General features: G+C 48.3%; 12 protein-coding genes. 10 read left to right on the forward strand and 2 right to left on the reverse strand.

What is annotated here, in order from left to right:
- Nucleotides 1–206 precede the first annotated feature (206 nt).
- The 9 genes from V2546_RS11045 to V2546_RS11090 all read left to right on the forward strand — a co-directional run bounded on the left by V2546_RS11045 (nt 207) and on the right by V2546_RS11090 (nt 8,849).
- Nucleotides 207–1,652, forward strand: a complete 1,446-nt coding sequence (locus V2546_RS11045; RefSeq protein WP_329752339.1) for a sodium:proton antiporter — start codon at nt 207–209, stop codon at nt 1,650–1,652.
- A 15-nt stretch (nt 1,653–1,667) separates the two neighbouring features.
- Complete coding sequence (locus tag V2546_RS11050) at nt 1,668–2,720, forward strand: cytidylate kinase-like family protein (RefSeq protein WP_118532359.1); 1,053 nt, start codon at nt 1,668–1,670, stop codon at nt 2,718–2,720.
- A gap of 218 nt (nt 2,721–2,938) precedes the next feature.
- Nucleotides 2,939–4,309, forward strand: a complete 1,371-nt coding sequence (locus V2546_RS11055; protein ID WP_346011293.1) for an MATE family efflux transporter — start codon at nt 2,939–2,941, stop codon at nt 4,307–4,309.
- Nucleotides 4,306–4,455 carry an LPXTG cell wall anchor domain-containing protein gene (locus V2546_RS11060; RefSeq protein WP_118532355.1) on the forward strand — a complete coding sequence of 50 codons (150 nt, stop codon included), beginning with the start codon at nt 4,306–4,308 and terminating at the stop codon, nt 4,453–4,455. The genes V2546_RS11055 and V2546_RS11060 overlap by 4 nt, the downstream gene beginning before the upstream one ends.
- 62 nt (nt 4,456–4,517) lie before the next feature.
- Nucleotides 4,518–5,357: a class B sortase gene (locus V2546_RS11065; RefSeq protein ID WP_329752340.1), complete on the forward strand. Its 840-nt coding sequence runs from the start codon at nt 4,518–4,520 to the stop codon at nt 5,355–5,357.
- Nucleotides 5,358–5,525: 168 nt separating this feature from the next.
- Nucleotides 5,526–6,056: a cysteine hydrolase family protein gene (locus tag V2546_RS11070; protein WP_142412440.1), complete on the forward strand. Its 531-nt coding sequence runs from the start codon at nt 5,526–5,528 to the stop codon at nt 6,054–6,056.
- Nucleotides 6,057–6,221: 165 nt separating this feature from the next.
- Nucleotides 6,222–6,503 carry a sporulation transcriptional regulator SpoIIID gene (spoIIID, locus tag V2546_RS11075; RefSeq protein WP_117484718.1) on the forward strand — a complete coding sequence of 94 codons (282 nt, stop codon included), beginning with the start codon at nt 6,222–6,224 and terminating at the stop codon, nt 6,501–6,503.
- A gap of 211 nt (nt 6,504–6,714) precedes the next feature.
- Nucleotides 6,715–7,440 carry a thioesterase family protein gene (locus V2546_RS15730; RefSeq protein ID WP_486463581.1) on the forward strand — a complete coding sequence of 242 codons (726 nt, stop codon included), beginning with the start codon at nt 6,715–6,717 and terminating at the stop codon, nt 7,438–7,440.
- A 56-nt stretch (nt 7,441–7,496) separates the two neighbouring features.
- On the forward strand, nt 7,497–8,849 hold the full coding sequence (locus V2546_RS11090) for a M20/M25/M40 family metallo-hydrolase (protein WP_329752341.1): 1,353 nt from the start codon (nt 7,497–7,499) through the stop codon (nt 8,847–8,849).
- 119 nt (nt 8,850–8,968) lie between these two features.
- Here V2546_RS11090 and sigG read toward each other — a convergent pair whose 3' ends face one another.
- A complete protein-coding gene (gene sigG, locus V2546_RS11095; RefSeq protein WP_329752342.1) occupies nt 8,969–9,745 on the reverse strand; it encodes an RNA polymerase sporulation sigma factor SigG in 777 nt (258 codons plus the stop codon).
- 257 nt (nt 9,746–10,002) lie between these two features.
- Here sigG and V2546_RS11100 point away from each other — a divergent pair, with 257 nt between their 5' ends.
- Nucleotides 10,003–16,032 (forward strand): MBG domain-containing protein, encoded by a 6,030-nt coding sequence (locus V2546_RS11100; RefSeq protein ID WP_329752343.1) that lies wholly within the window; start codon nt 10,003–10,005, stop codon nt 16,030–16,032.
- Between the two features lie 94 nt (nt 16,033–16,126).
- Here V2546_RS11100 and V2546_RS11105 read toward each other — a convergent pair whose 3' ends face one another.
- The gene (locus V2546_RS11105; RefSeq protein ID WP_329752344.1) at nt 16,127–17,386 is read right to left on the reverse strand and encodes an SLC13 family permease; all 1,260 of its coding nucleotides are present in this window, start codon (nt 17,384–17,386) and stop codon (nt 16,127–16,129) included.
- Nucleotides 17,387–17,392: the final 6 nt, after the last annotated feature.

Raw genomic sequence — 17,392 nt, forward strand, 5'->3', positions numbered from 1 at the left:
AATGAGATAAAATCCCATTGTCTGAAATTTCACAATACGAAATATATTCCATTTTAGCAAAAATGCTGATTTTCTAAGCGGAAATTTGGCAATTATTTGGAAGAATCGTACTTGTATTTGTGCGGGAAAGTTGTTATAATCAGTAGCCGTGTTGAGCGAAAAAAAGAGTAATGGCTCATAAAAGCTGATTACATGGAGGTTTACCCATGAAGAAATTATTTGCATTCTGCGCAGGACTTCTGGCGGTCTTAAACCAGACTGCAGTTACAGCGCTTGCGGCAGAACCAGAGGCTGCCGGGGCGGCAGCACAGACGCCGTTATGGCTTTGTATTCCATTTGCAGGACTCCTGCTCTGCATTGCGGTCCTTCCGCTTGTGAAAGCAGAGTGGTGGGAGGCGCACCAGCCGCACGCGGTCGTGTTCTGGTCCCTGCTGTTCCTGATCCCGTTCGCCGTGAAGTACGGTGTGCCGAAGGCGGCGGAGACGACACTGGAATGTATCATAAACGACTACCTGACATTCATCGTCCTTCTTTTCGGATTGTTCTGTGTGTCCGGTAATATTACCCTGTCCGGTGATCTCGCTGGTTCCCCGAGGATCAATGTGGGACTTCTGGCACTCGGAACCCTGTTATCCAGCTGGATCGGAACCACCGGAGCCAGTATGTTAATGATCCGTCCGATCATCAAGATGAACGCGTGGAGAAAGAGAAGACGCCACATCGTGATCTTCTTTATCTTTATGGTGTCCAATATGGGCGGCTGCCTGACTCCGATCGGAGATCCGCCTCTGCTCATGGGATTCATGCGGGGTGTCCCGTTTTTCTGGAGCTTAAAGCTTTTACCGATCCTGATCTTCAATATGATCATCCTGCTGTTCATCTTCTATCATTTTGATATGAAGGCATACAGAAAAGATATTGCGGCAGGCTTAAAACCGGATATCAGCAAACCGGGTACTGAAGTGAAGATCCGCGGCGGCCACAACCTGATCTTTATCATTATAATCGTGATCGCCGTTATCTTAAGCGGTACCCTACCGTCCATGCCGATGTTTCAGGATGCCGCAGGAAATGTCCTCGGGATTCATGTGTTCGGAGAAGTTACATTATCCTATCCGGCGATCATTGAGTGCGTGATCATCCTTGTATCCGCATTCCTGTCCTTTAAGACGACGGATGGATCGATCCGCCGAGAGAACCACTTTACCTGGGGCGCGATCCACGAGGTCGCAGTTCTCTTCGTCGGTATCTTTATTACGATGCAGCCGGCGCTTATGATCTTAAAGGCAAACGGAGCGGAGCTTGGGATCACAGAACCGTTTGAGATGTTCTGGGCGACCGGTCTGTTATCCAGCTTCCTCGACAATACGCCGACCTATCTGGTATTCCTGACAACAGCAGGCGCATTAGGATTGTCACAGGGCATGGTGACGGCCCTCGGAACCGTTCCGGTCAAGATGCTGGAAGCGATCTCCTGCGGTGCCGTATTTATGGGCGCGAATACATATATCGGCAACGCGCCGAACTTTATGGTCAAATCCATTGCGGATGAGAACGGTATCCGGATGCCTTCGTTCTTCGGATATCTGATCTGGTCCCTTGGAATTCTTGTTCCGGTATTCATTGTGGATACTCTGGTATTCTTTTTATAGGAAGGGGGAGGAAATATGGCTGCAACGAAAGAAGAAATCAAAGAACTGGCAGAACATATCTACGATCTGGACGCGGAGGTCTATGTCCACCTTGGTTCCTCCCTGGGACGTGTATTCAACCGTGACAGAGAGCGCTGCGTCAACGAACTTACAGAGTTACTCACAACAAGACCGCAGGGACATTTGGTCCGCAGCGAGCTTGGGCTGATCGCGAACATGGCCCGCACCATCGAGGATAAAGAAGAACGCGCGATGTGTATGACCGAGTACAACCGCATCCTCAATGAGGTCATGAGTCTTCCGACAAGCTTCGCCAGCGGCGATGTGATCGACCCGATCCTCGCGAAGTTAAACAGTTTCAACGTAGCGAACCGTTTCTCCAACGACGACCACCTGATTATCTGCATCAGCTGGACATACGGAAGCGGCGGAATCGATGTCGGCTTCAAACTTGCGGATAAGCTTCATATTAACTATTACGATGCCGATATTTTCGAGGCAGTATTAAAACGCCTCGACGCGGAGAAGGATAAGACGATCCGTGACGCGGCGGGATATGCCCACGTCTCTGAGGAACTGCAGCAGAGTCCGGCGAGCGAGTTTGAGGCAGTGACCCATATGTCCCTGAAGGATCATATCAAATATTTCAGCCGTTACCACGGCCTGAACCGTCAGGATGCCGTCTTCTTCAACCAGAGCGACCTGATCTGTGATATGGCGAAAAAGGAAGACTTTATTATCATGGGCCGCTGTGCCGATGCGATCTTAACGAACAACGGCATTCCGCATATCAGTATCTATATCACTGCACCGATCGAACAGAGAATCCAGCGCGCGATCGAGGTAAACTCCGAATTAGACCGGAAAAAAGCGCGCCATTTCCTGAAAAAACTTGACAAAAAACATGCGCATTATTACAATTTCTATACCGGAAGAAGCTGGGGAAACGCGAACAACTACGATCTCTGTATCAACAGCGCAAGCTACGGAATTGACGGTACCGTTGATTTCATTCTGCGAATGATCGGGCGTGACCATGAAAAAAAGAACGATAAGAAATCAGAATAGTGACCTGAGCAAAACACCGCCGGTGAATCGACCGGAGGCGGAAAATACAGGTTCCATGCCTGGCTTTCACAGAGCCAGGCATATTCTTTTTACGCGAACAACGAGCCAGAGTCCGCGCTTACGCGAGAACTTGGCGACTGTCGCCTGCAGAAATTTCCCACTGTATGCGTAGGCATGATCTGGCGGAAATAGTATCAGATAAAACCGGAAATGTAACTATGATTAAGAGGAAAGGACCAACAACCATGCAGCTTGATATGACAAAGGGAAGACCATTGCCGGTGATCCTGCGGTTTACGATCCCGCTGGTCATCGGAAATGTTTTCCAGCAGCTTTACAATATGGCGGACACGATCATTGTGGGCAGATATGTCGGCGCGGGAGCGCTGGCGGCGGTCGGCTCAACCGGAACGATCATGTTCCTGACAACGGGATTTGCACAGGGGATCACGGCAGGATTCTCGATCCTGACTGCGCAGAGATATGGTGCCAATGATGCCAGAGGCGTGAAACGCAGTGTGGCAAACGGAATTCTCCTGTCTGTGATCGCAGCGATCATCATGACGGTGTTCTGCGTGTGCATTATGAATCCGCTGCTCCATCTGATGAACACACCGGCAGATATTTTTCGTGATGCCTATACCTATATTATGGGGATCAGCATTGGACTTACGGCGAATATTTTCTATAACCTGTTTTCTTCGTACCTGCGTGCGGTCGGAAACAGTCAGGTCCCGCTGTTTTTCCTGATATTTTCCGCCTGTCTGAACGTGGGACTGGATCTGCTTTTTATCATCCGAGGCGGTATGGGCGTAGCGGGGGCTGCCTGGGCGACAAATCTGTCCCAGGCGATCTCGGCGGTGCTCTGCGTGGGATATATCTGGGTTAAGGTTCCATCCTTAAAGCCTGATAGGGAACACTGGAAGATCCACGGAAATGACACGAGAAACCAGCTTGCGGCCGGGATCCCGATGGCGTTCCAGTTCGCGATCACTGCATCGGGGACTATGATCATGCAGTCCGCCATCAACCTCTTCGGCTCCGTGGCGGTTGCGGCCTATACGGCTGCGGCGAAGCTCCAGAGTCTTGTGATCCAGGGCATGATCGCCATGGGACAGACGATGGCGACCTACGGTGGTCAGAATTATGGAAGCGGAGATGTGAAGCGGATCAAGTCAGGCGTGCGATCTGCGCTCCTCGCGGAATTTGTCTACTCCGTTGCCGCAGCGGCACTGATGTGCGCACTCTTAAAGCCGTGTCTCGGGCTCTTCTTTACAGGAGACGTAGACCTTGGGGCTATGATGCCGTGGGCAAAAACATACTGCTACATGACGGCGGTCTTTTTCCTGCCGCTCTGCACGATCTTTATTTTCCGCAACATTATGCAGGGCTGCGGTTACGGATTTCTCCCGATGATGGGCGGTGTGTCGGAACTGATCGCGAGACTGCTGGTCTCAATGGCGGCGATCCAGCTTCTGAGTTATCCGCTGGCGTGCTTCGCAGATCCGGCGGCATGGATCGCAGCAGCTTTATTTACAGGAATTTCTTATTTATTTGTTATAAAGAAGATCGAAAAAGAACTTTCGTGACAGCTACAGTTTTGAAGAAATTAAGAAGACCGGATCCGGATGCTCCAAAGACGGGAGATGAAACACACCGGAATTTCTGGTTCCTGATGATGGGGATCTCGGCTGCGGGAATCCTCTTTATGACCAGGAAAAAAGAACAGGAGTGAGGAGTCTGCAGGGCCGTGGATATCCAGGGCTGCAGGCGGATCAGAACATGGGGAGCTAAGAAATGAAAAGAAAGAAAAATCCGTTGTGGTATCGGATCGGAGTCCTTATTTTCGGCGGGATCTTCTGTTTCTCCGCCTATATGGCAGGTCGTGATATCTTCGAGGCACGAAAGGAGGCGGCGGCATTCAGGAAACTGAGTGAAGCTGCTTCTGACTATATGGAGACTGCGGAACAGAAGGACTCCATCGTGGATCCGGCGGATGATCACACGACAGAAGTGGAAAATACGGCGGAGGCAGAAGAAAAACAGGAACTCCTGAGGGAGGCTGCCGGTTATGCGTCTCTGGCGGAGCAGAACCCGGACTATGTCGGATGGCTGAAAATCCCGGGAACGCGGATCGATTATCCGGTAATGAGCAGAGCATCCGATCCGGAATATTACCTGCATAGAGCGTTTGACGGATCCCGCTCGTCGGGTGGAACCCCGTTCCTTGGGCAGTTGTCGGATAAGGACAGCACCTGTATGATCGTGTATGGACACAACATGAAAAATGGTTCCATGTTTGGGACCCTGGATGACTACAAGTCGGAGAAATGGCAGACGGAACATCCGGTCATTGAGTTTTTTGTGGATGGTGAAGTGCGGGAGTATGAGGTGTTTGCAGCTGCGGAGAGCAGAGTCCTCTACGAAGATGAGGAAGGATTCCGCTATTACCGGTCCGGAGGGGATCTTTCAGAGGAGGAGTACGGGAAGCTGATCACATGGCTTCAGGAAAATTCTGACTATGAAACGGGGATCATCCCGGAATACGGGGAGCAGATCCTGATGTTGTCCACATGCAGTTATCACACGAAGGATGGTCGGTTTGTGGTGGCAGCCAGGAGAATCAGTGAACCGTGAGAAATCTCCATAATAGTAGATTGGAAGAAAGAAAATGCTTTTTGGGAGAATGCCCGGAAAGCATTTTTTGATCAGGGGATCGTCGGGAGAAAATGGCTTGACATGCCGGGTGATCTGGGGTATCCTCGGAATCAGATAGATCCGGATTCGGAGAAAGGAAAGGGAGTTATGGCAGAAAAAATTTTGATCGTTGTGGACATGCAGAAGGATTTTGTGAATGGAAGTCTCGGCAGTAAGGATGCGGAGGCAATCGTTCCGGCTGTTGTCAAAAAGGCGGAAACGTTTGACGGGGAAGTGATCTTTACGAAGGACACACATTTCGAGAACTATATGGATACTCAGGAGGGACATTTTCTTCCGGTTCCTCACTGTATTAAGGGGACAGACGGCTGGGACCTGATCCCGGAGCTTGAGAAGATCGCCATAGAGCGTGACGCGGCGACTTACGAGAAAATTACCTTCGGATGTCCGGAGCTGGCGGAAGATCTTCTTGAGAGAAATAAGAAGACACCGATCGAGTCCATCGAGCTTGTGGGACTCTGCACGGATATCTGTGTGGTTTCAAACGCGCTCCTGATCAAAGCGTTCCTTCCGGAGACACCGGTCTTTGTGGATTCCGCATGTGCGGCAGGCGTTACGAGGGAAAGACATGAGGCGGCTCTGGAGACTATGAGAAGCTGCCAGATCGTTGTGAAGTAATAAGAAAGAATCATACAGACGGGAAAGGTATGTGCAGATCTGAGTTCTTTACGGAAAGTTCTCAGGTCTGCACTTTTGTTGTTTATCCTGTATTTCTCGCTGCCCGCGTATAAATTTTCACATCAGGTAATAAGATGGTAAAAATATCATCGAGGGGCAACCCCTATGAAGGAATATATTGAAGAGCGGGCGATTCAGATCGCGAACTATATTATTGATGAGAATGCGACGGTGAGACAGACAGCAAAACGGTTTGGAATTTCGAAAAGTACGGTGCACAAGGATGTGACTGACAGGCTGATCCATATCGATCCCTCTCTGGCAGCGCAGGCGCGTGTGGTTCTGGACATCAATAAGGCGGAACGGCATATCCGCGGAGGGCTTGCGACGAAGGAGAAGTACGAGCATGAACACCAGCTGCAGGCGTGCAGCAGGGAGAATCTGTGAATCTGGAAATAATCCGGTGAAAATTTGAGAGAAACGATCCCAATACCGGGAAAAGGTCTGAAAACAGATAAAAAAGCTGATTGAATTTTTAAAATATCTGCGATAGAATGGGAACAGGACTGTTCCTGAAGATGAAATTCAGAGAAGCGTCCGGCCGAAAAATTGATTTGGCGGCACAAGCGGTAGTCTGAAAAGATGAACGGAGGAATAAATGATGAACAAAACAGAGGCAATGATCGAGAAAGTAAAAGCACTTGCAGATGCGTCGTCCTGCTGTGCTGAGGCAAAGGAAGCCGCGAACAACTGGCTTGCGGCTGTCAATACGGAAAAACAGGATGAGGCGGCAAAAGCGCTGATTGAGGAGATCGCGGCAGATATTATCCCGATCGACGGTCTGATCGCTTTCGCAGGATCTGAGGATGGAAAGAAGATCTTCGGTGCTGAGAAGGCAGCCGGAATCGAGGCGCATGCGAAGAAGATCAAGGCAGAAGGCGCAAGATTCTGTGACTGCCCGGCATGCACAGCGGTTGCTGCGATCCTGACAGATAAGGAAGATCTCTATGCACCGACATACAGCCTGACCTGGACGGTCACAGATGAGATGACCGCAAAACGTATCGGCAGTGCCGGTTCGAAAATCCTCTCCACACCAAATATGGTGGCGCTGATGGAGGATGCGGCGTTGGAGCTTGCAAAATCTTACCTCGAAGAGGGGCAGACGACAGTCGGAGCGGAGATCCACTGCCGCCATTTAGCACCGACACCGGTTGGCATGAAAGTGACAGCTACAGCGAAGCTTCGCAGCATCGAGAGAAGAAAGCTCTGGTTCGATATCGAAGTACATGATGAAAAAGGCAAATGTGGAGAAGGTTCCCACCTGCGTATTATCGTAAACTCCAAGGCGATGAGCGAGAAGGCGGAGAAGAAAGCAGAATAAGAGCTGCAGAAAAGTTACAGGACAATCAGGATCTGGCAGCAAAAGGAGAAGAGCATATGGGAAAACATACAATCGATCCGCAGATCAGCGCAGAACACCTTGCAGGTGCGGTCCGCTTCGCAACCGTATCAAACGCGGATAATTCACTGACTGACTATACAAAATTTGACGCATTCCATGAATATTTAAAGGAAACCTACCCGCTGGTACATAAACATCTGACTCTGGAACATACCGATCAGGCCGGACTTCTCTATCACTGGAAGGGAACCGGAAAATCCGGCGCTGCTCCGCTTCTTTTGATGGCGCATCAGGATGTTGTCCCGGAAGGTGACCTTGAAAAGTGGACGTATCCGCCATACTCCGGAACCATCGCGGATGGAAAGATCTGGGGACGCGGTTCCAGCGACTGTAAGAGCAATCTGATCGGGCAGCTGGAGGCTGTTGAGGCACTTCTGGAAAAAGGCTATGAGCCGGATTATGATCTGTATCTTTCTTACGGATATATGGAAGAGGTCGCAGGCGGAAAGATCCCTGCGGAGACCCTCAGAGGGACTGGGATCCGCTTCGGTGCTGTTCTCGATGAAGGCGGCGGAGTCCGCCCGGGAAGCGACTACGGGATCGATGACAAGGCACTCTGCACGATCGGACTCTGCGAAAAGGGTTACGTCGATTTTGAACTTTCCTACACGGCAAAAGGCGGACATTCCAGCCGTCCGGGCGAGAATTTCGCGACGACCATGATCGCAAAAGCACTGATCGCGATTCAGGAGAATCCAATGCCGTACCGTGTGACGGATACGATCCGCCGCCGCTTTGAAGTTCTTGCTCCGTATATGGTGAAAGAAAATCCGAAGCTTGCAGAGCTTCTCAAGAATCCGGATGAAAATCTTGAGAAGCTGGTTCCGTATTTCAAGAAAGATCCGGCTCTCGATGCAATGTTCCACACGACGGTCGTTCCGACGATGCTCTCAGGTTCCGCTCAGGCGAATATTCTTCCGGCGAAAGTCACAGCTGTCGTAAACAGCCGCATCCTTACCGGGGATACCGTTGAGAGTGTAAAGAAACATCTGGAAGACATCGTGCCGGAGGAGGTGGAAGTCCGTGTCCTCAATGGCAGCAACGCGTCGCCGACATCTCTGTATGACGGAGCGATCAAGGATCTTCTCGTCGAGATCAGCAGCAGGATCTACGGCGATGTGATCCCGTGTCCGGAGATGATGCTCGGCGGAACAGACGCAAGATTTGTCTATGACATGAGTGACCGTGTATACCGTTTCTCCACGATCTACGCGAAGGGAGACCACCATGTTCATGCCGTTGACGAGTTTACCGGAGTGGAAGAGCTGGCGGACAGCATCGACTTCTATATGGAACTGCTGACCAGATATGGGGAGACAGCGAAATAGGAAAGGCATGAATTGCCAATAATGCGCACTCGCGCGAAGCTGCAGATTGTCGCAAGCGACCGCGCGAGGCGCGAGAATGTGCCAAGGCACATTCTTATTATAAATAGTTCCGGTCTTTTCTAATTCAGATAATTCCTCATAGTCTTCAGTGCGTTCTTCTCCAAACGGGATACCTGCGCCTGACTGATCCCGACTTCCCCCGCTACTTCCGTCTGCGTCTTTCCCTCGAAAAATCTCATATCAATGATCTTCCGCTCCCTTGCCGGCAGCCGTTTCATTGCCTCACTAAGAGAAAGCTGTTCCACCCAGTTTTCCTCCCGGTTCTTCTTGTCACTGATCTGATCCATCACACAGAGCGGATCTCCGCCGTCCGTGTAGACCGGTTCATAAAGGCTTACCGGACTCTGGATCGCGTCCATCGCGTAGGTGATTTCCTCCTTTGAGATCCCAACCTCATCCGCGATTTCCATGATCGTAGGTTCCCGGAGATTTCTTTTTGTGAGAAATTCCCTCGCAGAAAGAGCCTTGTAAGCTGTGTCCCTGAGTGACCGGCTCACCCGGATCGAATTATTATCCCTCAGATACCGCCGTACCTCACCTAAGATCATCGGAACCGCATAAGTTGAAAATTTCACATTCTGTGACAGATCAAAATTGTCGATGGCCTTGATAAGCCCGATGCACCCGATCTGGAACAGATCATCTATATTCTCACTGCTGCCCGAAAACCGCTGGATCACACTCAGGACAAGTCTCAGATTTCCTTTAATATATATTTCTCTTGCGTCCGTATCTCCATTCTGGATCCGTCTGAAAAGGTCGGTTTTTTCCTCATTCGTCAGAAGCGGGAGTTTAGAAGTATTTACCCCGCAGATTTCAACCTTATATCCTGCCATGATAAGAACCTCCGCAATTTGTTTTCATAGAAAAATGATTCACGAAAACAGGGCAGTTTATACATGAAAAAAACGGGAGTTATTTCCTGAGAATCATTCCTGATTTTGACATCTTATGCGGAATTTTGACATCTTGTGCAGAAAGAATTGCGGGTGGAACAGAAAAAACGTATAATAAAATCATCTATGAACCGTGGAATGGTCTGAAATTTCGCAAGTATAATCCGAAAAAACCTGTCATAAAGGGGGAAATGAATATGAGAAAGAGAAAATGGTATGAACGCATGTCAGCAGCAGTCCTGATTGCAGTCCTTCTGGTCAATCATGGTGATATGGGAATTATGGCGACAGCGGAGACAATCCCTGCGCTGGAAAAAAATCTGGAAGAAGAGAATAAAAAAATCGAGGCCGAGACAGCCAGCGCGTCCAATGCGGACGAGAAGCGGGATACAACTGTGGATTCAAACGAGACGACCGAGTCCGACCTTGAGAAGGAGACCGCGACAGCATCGAATGGGAAAGAGACCCCGGAGACGAAGAGAAAAATGGCTAAGCGTGCGATGAATGCGGAGCCGGTTACGGAAGGAATATATACGATCAGCCAGACAGATGGGAAGTTTAAGGTTGTTGGCGGAAGCTTGACAGAAGATGGGGAAAACTTAAATAGTCTGACAGATGCGTTCAACAAGATTTTGAGTTTCGGTACAGATACGAACATAAATATTAATTTTGATAATGTCAATATTAGTAGCGGAGCGCCGACACTTACGGAAAGCTGCGAATTGACTTTGAAAGGCACATATACGAGTGCAGCTGAAGCATTTATTATTGGCTCAAATGACACATTTATTATACACAATGAGGCTAATATAAAAACAGTAAAGACAGGTTCGTACGTTATTGGCAGGTCTTCTGCTCCGAATTCTACAGTTATTTTTGAACAAAATGGCGGTACTGTTGAGTCTGTAGATGGCTTTTATATGTATGAAAATGATGTGATTTCTTTAAACGGAGGAACAATTAATGGAAATGCCAGAGGAAACGGTGGAACAGGCAGTATTAAAATAAAAGACGGTACATGGAATGGACAACTGGCACATATAAAAGATATAGATATATGTGGGGGACAACTCAATAATATAAAAGATGATACGAGTACGATTACTGCAATTAGCGAAAGCGAAGAGGTTTCTATCAGTGGTGGAAAAATTTATGCCAAGAACACTAATTCATCGGGAAGAGCTTTTGCAATTTCAATGTTAGATAAGACAAAATTATCATTATCAGGTAATATTGATATATCTGCTGAAGGCGGAAATACGAATGGATCGATATATTATGGTAGTATGACTAATTCCTGTGCTACTATTGATGCTGTGAATTTAGAAACGATAAATGACTCATTCAAATTTGTGGTAAGTGACCTTGCAATGAAGGCCAGTTCTTCATTGAAAAACTGGATCAAAGGTTCATACACGAACATGGAGAAGTTAGTCAAAGGGATTCATTTAAGCATTGTCAATCATAATTCTGATAGTGGATATGCGGATCAGTATCAGAGTTACGAAGCGAGAGCGGTGGGCAACTATATCCGTATTATGGATCCAAAGGCTGAATCCAGTTTGATTCCGGCAGGAAATATTAAAAGTGCGGAAATCCAGTTACCTTCCGATCCGGAAAAGTATCAGGTTACGATTACGTATGACAAAACTGAGGATGGGACTGAGAAAGTAGAGACGGTCAAGTACACTAAAGCCCAAGTTACAGTATCCGGAATTATAGATGAAATTCTGCTGAGAAACACTGGAACGGATGGGTTAGAAATCAGTGTGGGAAGAACAGAAAATCCAATTGATGGAGATATTACAGTAGATTCAAGCAACGCTGACGATAAACCGGTTCTGCTTAAGGGAAAGATCACTGGAAAAGTAAATGTTGTTGGAACGGGAACTTTGGAATCTGAAATTAACTGCAGCGGTTTCAATGGAGAGACAAAAAGTACGATCCATATTACAGGTGGGGAGATTATTGGAACTGTGAATGCAGATAATGCGAATGAGTCTGTTATCACATTGACCTCTGCAGATCTGATTGTAGATGGTAATGCGCATATTGTAGATCAGTCAGCTTATTCTTCGCAAAATCGATATGCGATCAGTGCAATTGGTGGAGTATCAGTAACAATTAAAAATGGACGGATTGAGTCAACAAATAACACAGCTGTTTATATAAACAGACTTGGAAGCAGCGGATTACAGGAAGACCATGCTAAGTTCGAGATGACAGGGGGAACGATCAAAGGCAGAGAGTATGGTTTAAAGCATACCCAACTTAATGAAATTACCTTGTCAGGCGGAACAATTTCCGGTGGTGAGAATCAGCCGGATGTTTATATGGCTTGGGAGAAAAACAGTGTCAGCGGGACTGCAAAATTTACGGTTAAAGGAAATTTCCCGTTCGCATCTATGAAGATCGAAAGTGCATCAAAAATAAATGAGATCGATTTTACAAAGGCAACGGCAACAGGAGAAGAAAACCTTCAAATTAATCTCCCGTGGGACGGAAATGAAACAGGGGCGAACATGAAGCTTTTCAAAGCCTCGACCTCAAATTATCGGGATCTCCTTGAACATATTACACTGTCAGGCGGAAAGACTCCAATCTTTGCAGTATATAATGAGCATATGATTTCTAAAAATCCGGAAACCACTGAGATTTATGCATTCAGTGCACCGAATATTTATACGGTTCACGTGAAGTATTATACTAAAAGCAGCGAAGCGGCTCCGTTTTACGATGAATATCTTCTGAATCTTGACGATGATCATCGAAGCTATTTGAGCAATCTCGGGTTGCCAGATGGTGCGGCTTTTTCAGTATGGAGGTACAAAGAAGATTCAAACAGAAATGGCACTGCGACAGATACAACAGCAACAGTGAATCAACTTGTCGAAGATAGGTTAAATCCACAAGGTCAAATACCGGAAATTGAACTTTACGCAGGATATCAGGTTAAGTTTGACGCAGCAATATCATCTGATGATATCAAAGAGAATTTTGCGACTATAAAGGGAACTTCAGATGGAACAAAAGTATACTATACAAATTCTAATTATCAAGAATACACTGGAGAAGCGCTCAGAGCAGAAGCAAAGAAAGAGGATAGTAAGGCGAGCTTTGCAACAGTAGATGTAGAAAATGGTAAATTTTCTATTGAATTGAATAATCTCTCTGTTGATACGTCATATACATATTATCTTGTAGCAGAGAATGATAATAATGATGTGTCGGAAATGCAGACAGTCAAATTTATGACTCTTAAGCGTACATTGACAAAGGATGATTTCAAGATAGTTGGAGACACCGAATTTACCTATACAAATAATGGTGACGTGCATAACGTGAAGGTACAGCCGGTAGAGGGAAAAGGCGGAATGTTTGGCATTGACGCAGTTCGATATAAAGAAAAAGTTGGTGCAGAGGATGCGGATAATTTCATCGGTGCCCCAGCGGCAGCAGGAACCTATGGAATCTATGTAAGCACCAATAGTGAAAATGGAGTTGAACGTGTTACAAATTTACGAATTGGAGAGATAACGATCAAGAAAGCCACGTTCAATCCTGACTGGTTTCAGACTGTAACAAGCATCAACTATGGCAACGATAAAGAGGACTATCTTAAACCGGGAATAAAGGATGCTTATTCCGTTGGCGGACATACGGTGACAGGTTATGGAGAAATCCGGTTTGAACTGTATCGTGACGCAGAGTTGACCCAGAAGGTTTCGAGAAATGCAGAAGGACATTATGAGGTCAATGCAGATCCGGATCAAGAATATGTAACTTATTATATGGGAATTACCAGTAGCGGTGGAAAGAATGTGGAAGCGCAGGAAAATCCCGTACGCATAGGGACAGATTTAAAGATCTATCGCGCTTCAAACACAATCTCCACAGTAACATGCCCGGATATCCGCTACGGAGAAACACCGAAGCCGGAGCTCACGGCAGCGGACACCACAGGAGAAATTAAATACACCTACAGTAGTACCGAAAACGGTGAATATAAGGAATGGAATGCAGAGAATAAACCTGGACTCTGGTATGTAAAGGCAACCGTAAGCCAGAGCCGGAATTACAAGAAAGCGGAAAGCACCCCGGTCGCATTTACAGTCTCCAAAGCGCGGCTCGTTCCTTCTGTAAACACTCTTCAGTCAAAGACCTATGATGGAGGTACAAAGGCTGAGGGAACGCTTACGCTCAGTTCTGCTGACGGAAAACCGATCTTATTGAAGGATGCGGAAAAATTAAAGGCCAATGGAACTTTCCAATGGACCTCCAGTGATTCCGGGACAGATACTGTGAATGTGACAGAGATCAAATTGGATCCGGAATTTGAGGATCGCTATGAACTTACAACGAGTGAACTTTCCAATGTCTCCTGCAGCGGTGCAAAGATCGAAAATGCCAAAATTCAGAATGTTTCTGTACGGCAGATGATGGAATTGACCTACAATGGAAGGGAACAGTTGCCGGAAGTCACGGCAACAGGAAGTACGACCGGTGGCACGGCTATCACCTTCCGCTACGGTCTCACAGCAGTACAGGCTGCAGACGAAAATGAGTGGTTAAACTATGTACCTGCCTTCACCGATGCCGGCACCTATACGGTATACTACACCGCATCTGCAGTAAATCATGATTCCGTATACGGCAGCTTTGAAATCAAGATCAAAAATGCCTCGATCACAGGCGTTGACGCAGCCGGATATACAGGAATCTACGACGGACAGTCCCACGGAATCAAGATTACCCTTTCCGGAAACGCTGGAGACGGTGAGATCCTTTACGGTGAGTCCGAAGATAACTGCACGCTCACAGAAAGCCCTGTATACAAGAACACAGGCAGCTATACCGTATACTACACGGTGACAAAGAAAAACTTTGACACCATAAGCGGCTCCGCAACCGTTGCGATCACCCCGGCACAGCTCACTGTGACGGCAGAATCAAGAAACGTGACCTATAAGGACGAACCGCCGGTATACAGCAGCACGTTCGAAGGTTTCGTAAACGGAGAAAACACAGAAGTCCTCGGCGGAACACTCTCCTACGAGTGCGCTTATGCGGCTGGCAGCGATGTGGACGAGTACAAGATCATCCCGTCCGGCCTTATAGCGGAAAATGGAAACTATGTGATCACATATCAGCCAGGAAAACTGACCGTATCCCAGGCGAAGCCGGAGTTCGAACTTCGAAATCTGGATCAGTTAAACCGCGCCTATGACGCGAAGAACACCGCGCCGGAGACATGGACGGACAGCGATGGAAACGTGACCGTGACGCTCAAAAAGGGCAGCGAGATCTTAACGGAAGCGCCGATGAATGCCGGAATCTACACGGTGGAAGTTCATACGGAAGCCGGAAAGAACTACGAGGCTGGAAGCCAGACATTCTCCTTTGAGATTAAAAAAGCTCCGCTCAGCGTAAAAGCAGTGGATCAGAATGTCACAGTCGGAGATGCGATTCCGGAGTACACAGTCCTCTACGAAGGATTTGCGGGAACAGATACCGCGGATGTACTGAACGGGAGCCTGCAGTTCACCTGTGAATATGCGCCAGACAGCGCGGCGGGCGATTACTCGATCCTGCTGTCCGGTCTGACATCTGGAAATTACGAGATCCACTTTGAGAACGGAACACTTCATGCAGTCCGCAGGGCAAGCAGTGGATCCGATGATTCCGACAATTCCGGCGGTTCCGGCAGCACAAAGAACCCGGCGGCAACGAACTTTGGAAAGAATGTTTCTAACAGCAGCTCTTCCGAAAACGATGCACAGGGAACCTGGAAACGCGATAATAAGGGCTGGTGGTTCGAATTCAAGGACGGCACCTATCCGGCAGGAGAAAAGACCAGTGATCAGAACGGTGAAAAGCTGGGCTGGATCCAGAAAGACGGAAAATGGTGGGCTTTCGGTTCTGACGGCTATCTGAAGAGCGGATGGGCACAGGATAACGCCAGCGGAAAGTGGTATCTGATCGACGAGAACACCGGAATGCAGACAAGCTGGCATTACGATGAGTCAGACCAGCATTGGTACTATCTCGATCCGGCGAGCGGAGCAATGCTCACAGGATGGCAGTTCATCAATGGAAAATGGTACTACTTGTCAAAGATATCCGGAGCTGTGCCGCTTGGCTCCATGTACAGAGAAATCAGGACACCGGATGGATATTATGTCGACAAAGACGGTGTATGGGACGGACTTGAAACAAAAGAAAAATAAGACATGAACAAAAAAGATCCGCAGGATCCTAAAAATGGGAACCTGCGGATCTTCATGTTTATACGGATAATACGTAAAACGGAACGCGGAAGCTTTAACCAAAGATCCGGAACACTCCGATAAAGGAAAGAACAACGCTCATCACGATAAAGCTGACAGCCGCAAGCAGCAGCTGGTTGTAAAGCTTGTCCTTATCAACAGACTCCGGCGCGCAGCCGACACAGATGCCGCCGACCGTGGACAGCGGACTGATCACGACTCCGTTGGTTCCGACGATGACACCGATCACGATGCTCATGGAGGAGATGCCTAAGGTCTGGCTCAGCTCCGCAGAGAGCGGGATCAGGGTCGGCATAACGACTCCGGTACCGCTGGAGACAGCGCCCATAAGTCCACCGAGTACCATCATGATCGGCTGGGCAGTTCTCTCGCCTATGATGTTCTCAAGACCGTCAGATAAGAATGCGATGCCGCCGCAGGTATTGACGACGCTGATCAGGACGGACATACCGCAGATCAGGATGATCGTGCTCCACGGAACAGCTGCGATGGCTTTTTTCTGATCGACAGCGCCGAGCATTAAGAGAACACCCGCGCACGCGAAAGAGATCAGTCCGATATTCTGTCCAAAAAAGATTACACCGATGAGGACCACGAGGATCGCGGCGAGTGTCAGAGTCTGATTCTTATCAAATCCTGTAAAGTGCGGTGCCGCAGCGTTTTCCATCTTTTTCGGGTGAAGACCTCCGAGCAGGAAGTAGGCACCGATGGAGAAGAGCGTCATGGCTGTGGCGTATGCGCCCCAGAGCGGAAGGTAACCGGACAGGCTTTCAACGATGATATCGTTTTCCGCGGAGAGCTGTTGTGCCACGATTCCGTTGATGGCGAGGGGGGACAGGCCTCCGACCATAATACCGCCCATGGTGACAAGACTCATCATCAAAACCGAGATTCCGTTTTCAACTGCGACGAACAGGGCAATCGGCATGATGACTGCGACGATTAGTCCGCCTGCGCCTGCCGCGGAGATGATCGCGCCGAAGAGAAAGAAGATCACCGGCAGGATCTTCGCGTTTCCTCTTGCGAGACATACGATGTTCTTGGAAAGTGCCTGCGTGGTGCCGTTTAAGGTTGCAATACCAAAGAGGAATGTGGTGGCGAGGACGATAAAGAATACGCTCGTCGGCCAGTTTCCGGTCACGACTTTTGAGACATTGATTTCGGTGCCGCATTTTGCCGCTGCGATGGAGAAGATGTATGCCGCGACAAGACCGACAACACCGGCATTCTTTTTTGTGACAGCACTGAAGGCGATAACCGCGATCAGCACGATTAAAGATGCAACTGCGATCATGATTTA

It is taken from the genome of Clostridium sp. CM74B_53 (assembly GCF_036318045.1).
Taxonomy (GTDB): domain Bacteria; phylum Bacillota; class Clostridia; order Lachnospirales; family Lachnospiraceae; genus Pilosibacter.

Excerpts from the sequence above, each read along its gene's own strand:
- V2546_RS11100 (WP_329752343.1), top strand. The coding sequence starts at position 10,003 with ATGAGAAAGAGAAAATGGTATGAACGCATGTCAGCAGCAGTCCTGATT.
- V2546_RS11045 (WP_329752339.1), top strand. The coding sequence starts at position 207 with ATGAAGAAATTATTTGCATTCTGCGCAGGACTTCTGGCGGTCTTAAAC.
- V2546_RS11090 (WP_329752341.1), top strand. The coding sequence starts at position 7,497 with ATGGGAAAACATACAATCGATCCGCAGATCAGCGCAGAACACCTTGCA.
- V2546_RS11070 (WP_142412440.1), top strand. The coding sequence starts at position 5,526 with ATGGCAGAAAAAATTTTGATCGTTGTGGACATGCAGAAGGATTTTGTG.
- sigG (WP_329752342.1), bottom strand. The coding sequence starts at position 9,745 with ATGGCAGGATATAAGGTTGAAATCTGCGGGGTAAATACTTCTAAACTC.
- spoIIID (WP_117484718.1), top strand. The coding sequence starts at position 6,222 with ATGAAGGAATATATTGAAGAGCGGGCGATTCAGATCGCGAACTATATT.
- V2546_RS11050 (WP_118532359.1), top strand. The coding sequence starts at position 1,668 with ATGGCTGCAACGAAAGAAGAAATCAAAGAACTGGCAGAACATATCTAC.
- V2546_RS11055 (WP_346011293.1), top strand. The coding sequence starts at position 2,939 with ATGATTAAGAGGAAAGGACCAACAACCATGCAGCTTGATATGACAAAG.
- V2546_RS11105 (WP_329752344.1), bottom strand. The coding sequence starts at position 17,386 with ATGATCGCAGTTGCATCTTTAATCGTGCTGATCGCGGTTATCGCCTTC.
- V2546_RS15730 (WP_486463581.1), top strand. The coding sequence starts at position 6,715 with ATGATGAACAAAACAGAGGCAATGATCGAGAAAGTAAAAGCACTTGCA.
- V2546_RS11065 (WP_329752340.1), top strand. The coding sequence starts at position 4,518 with ATGAAAAGAAAGAAAAATCCGTTGTGGTATCGGATCGGAGTCCTTATT.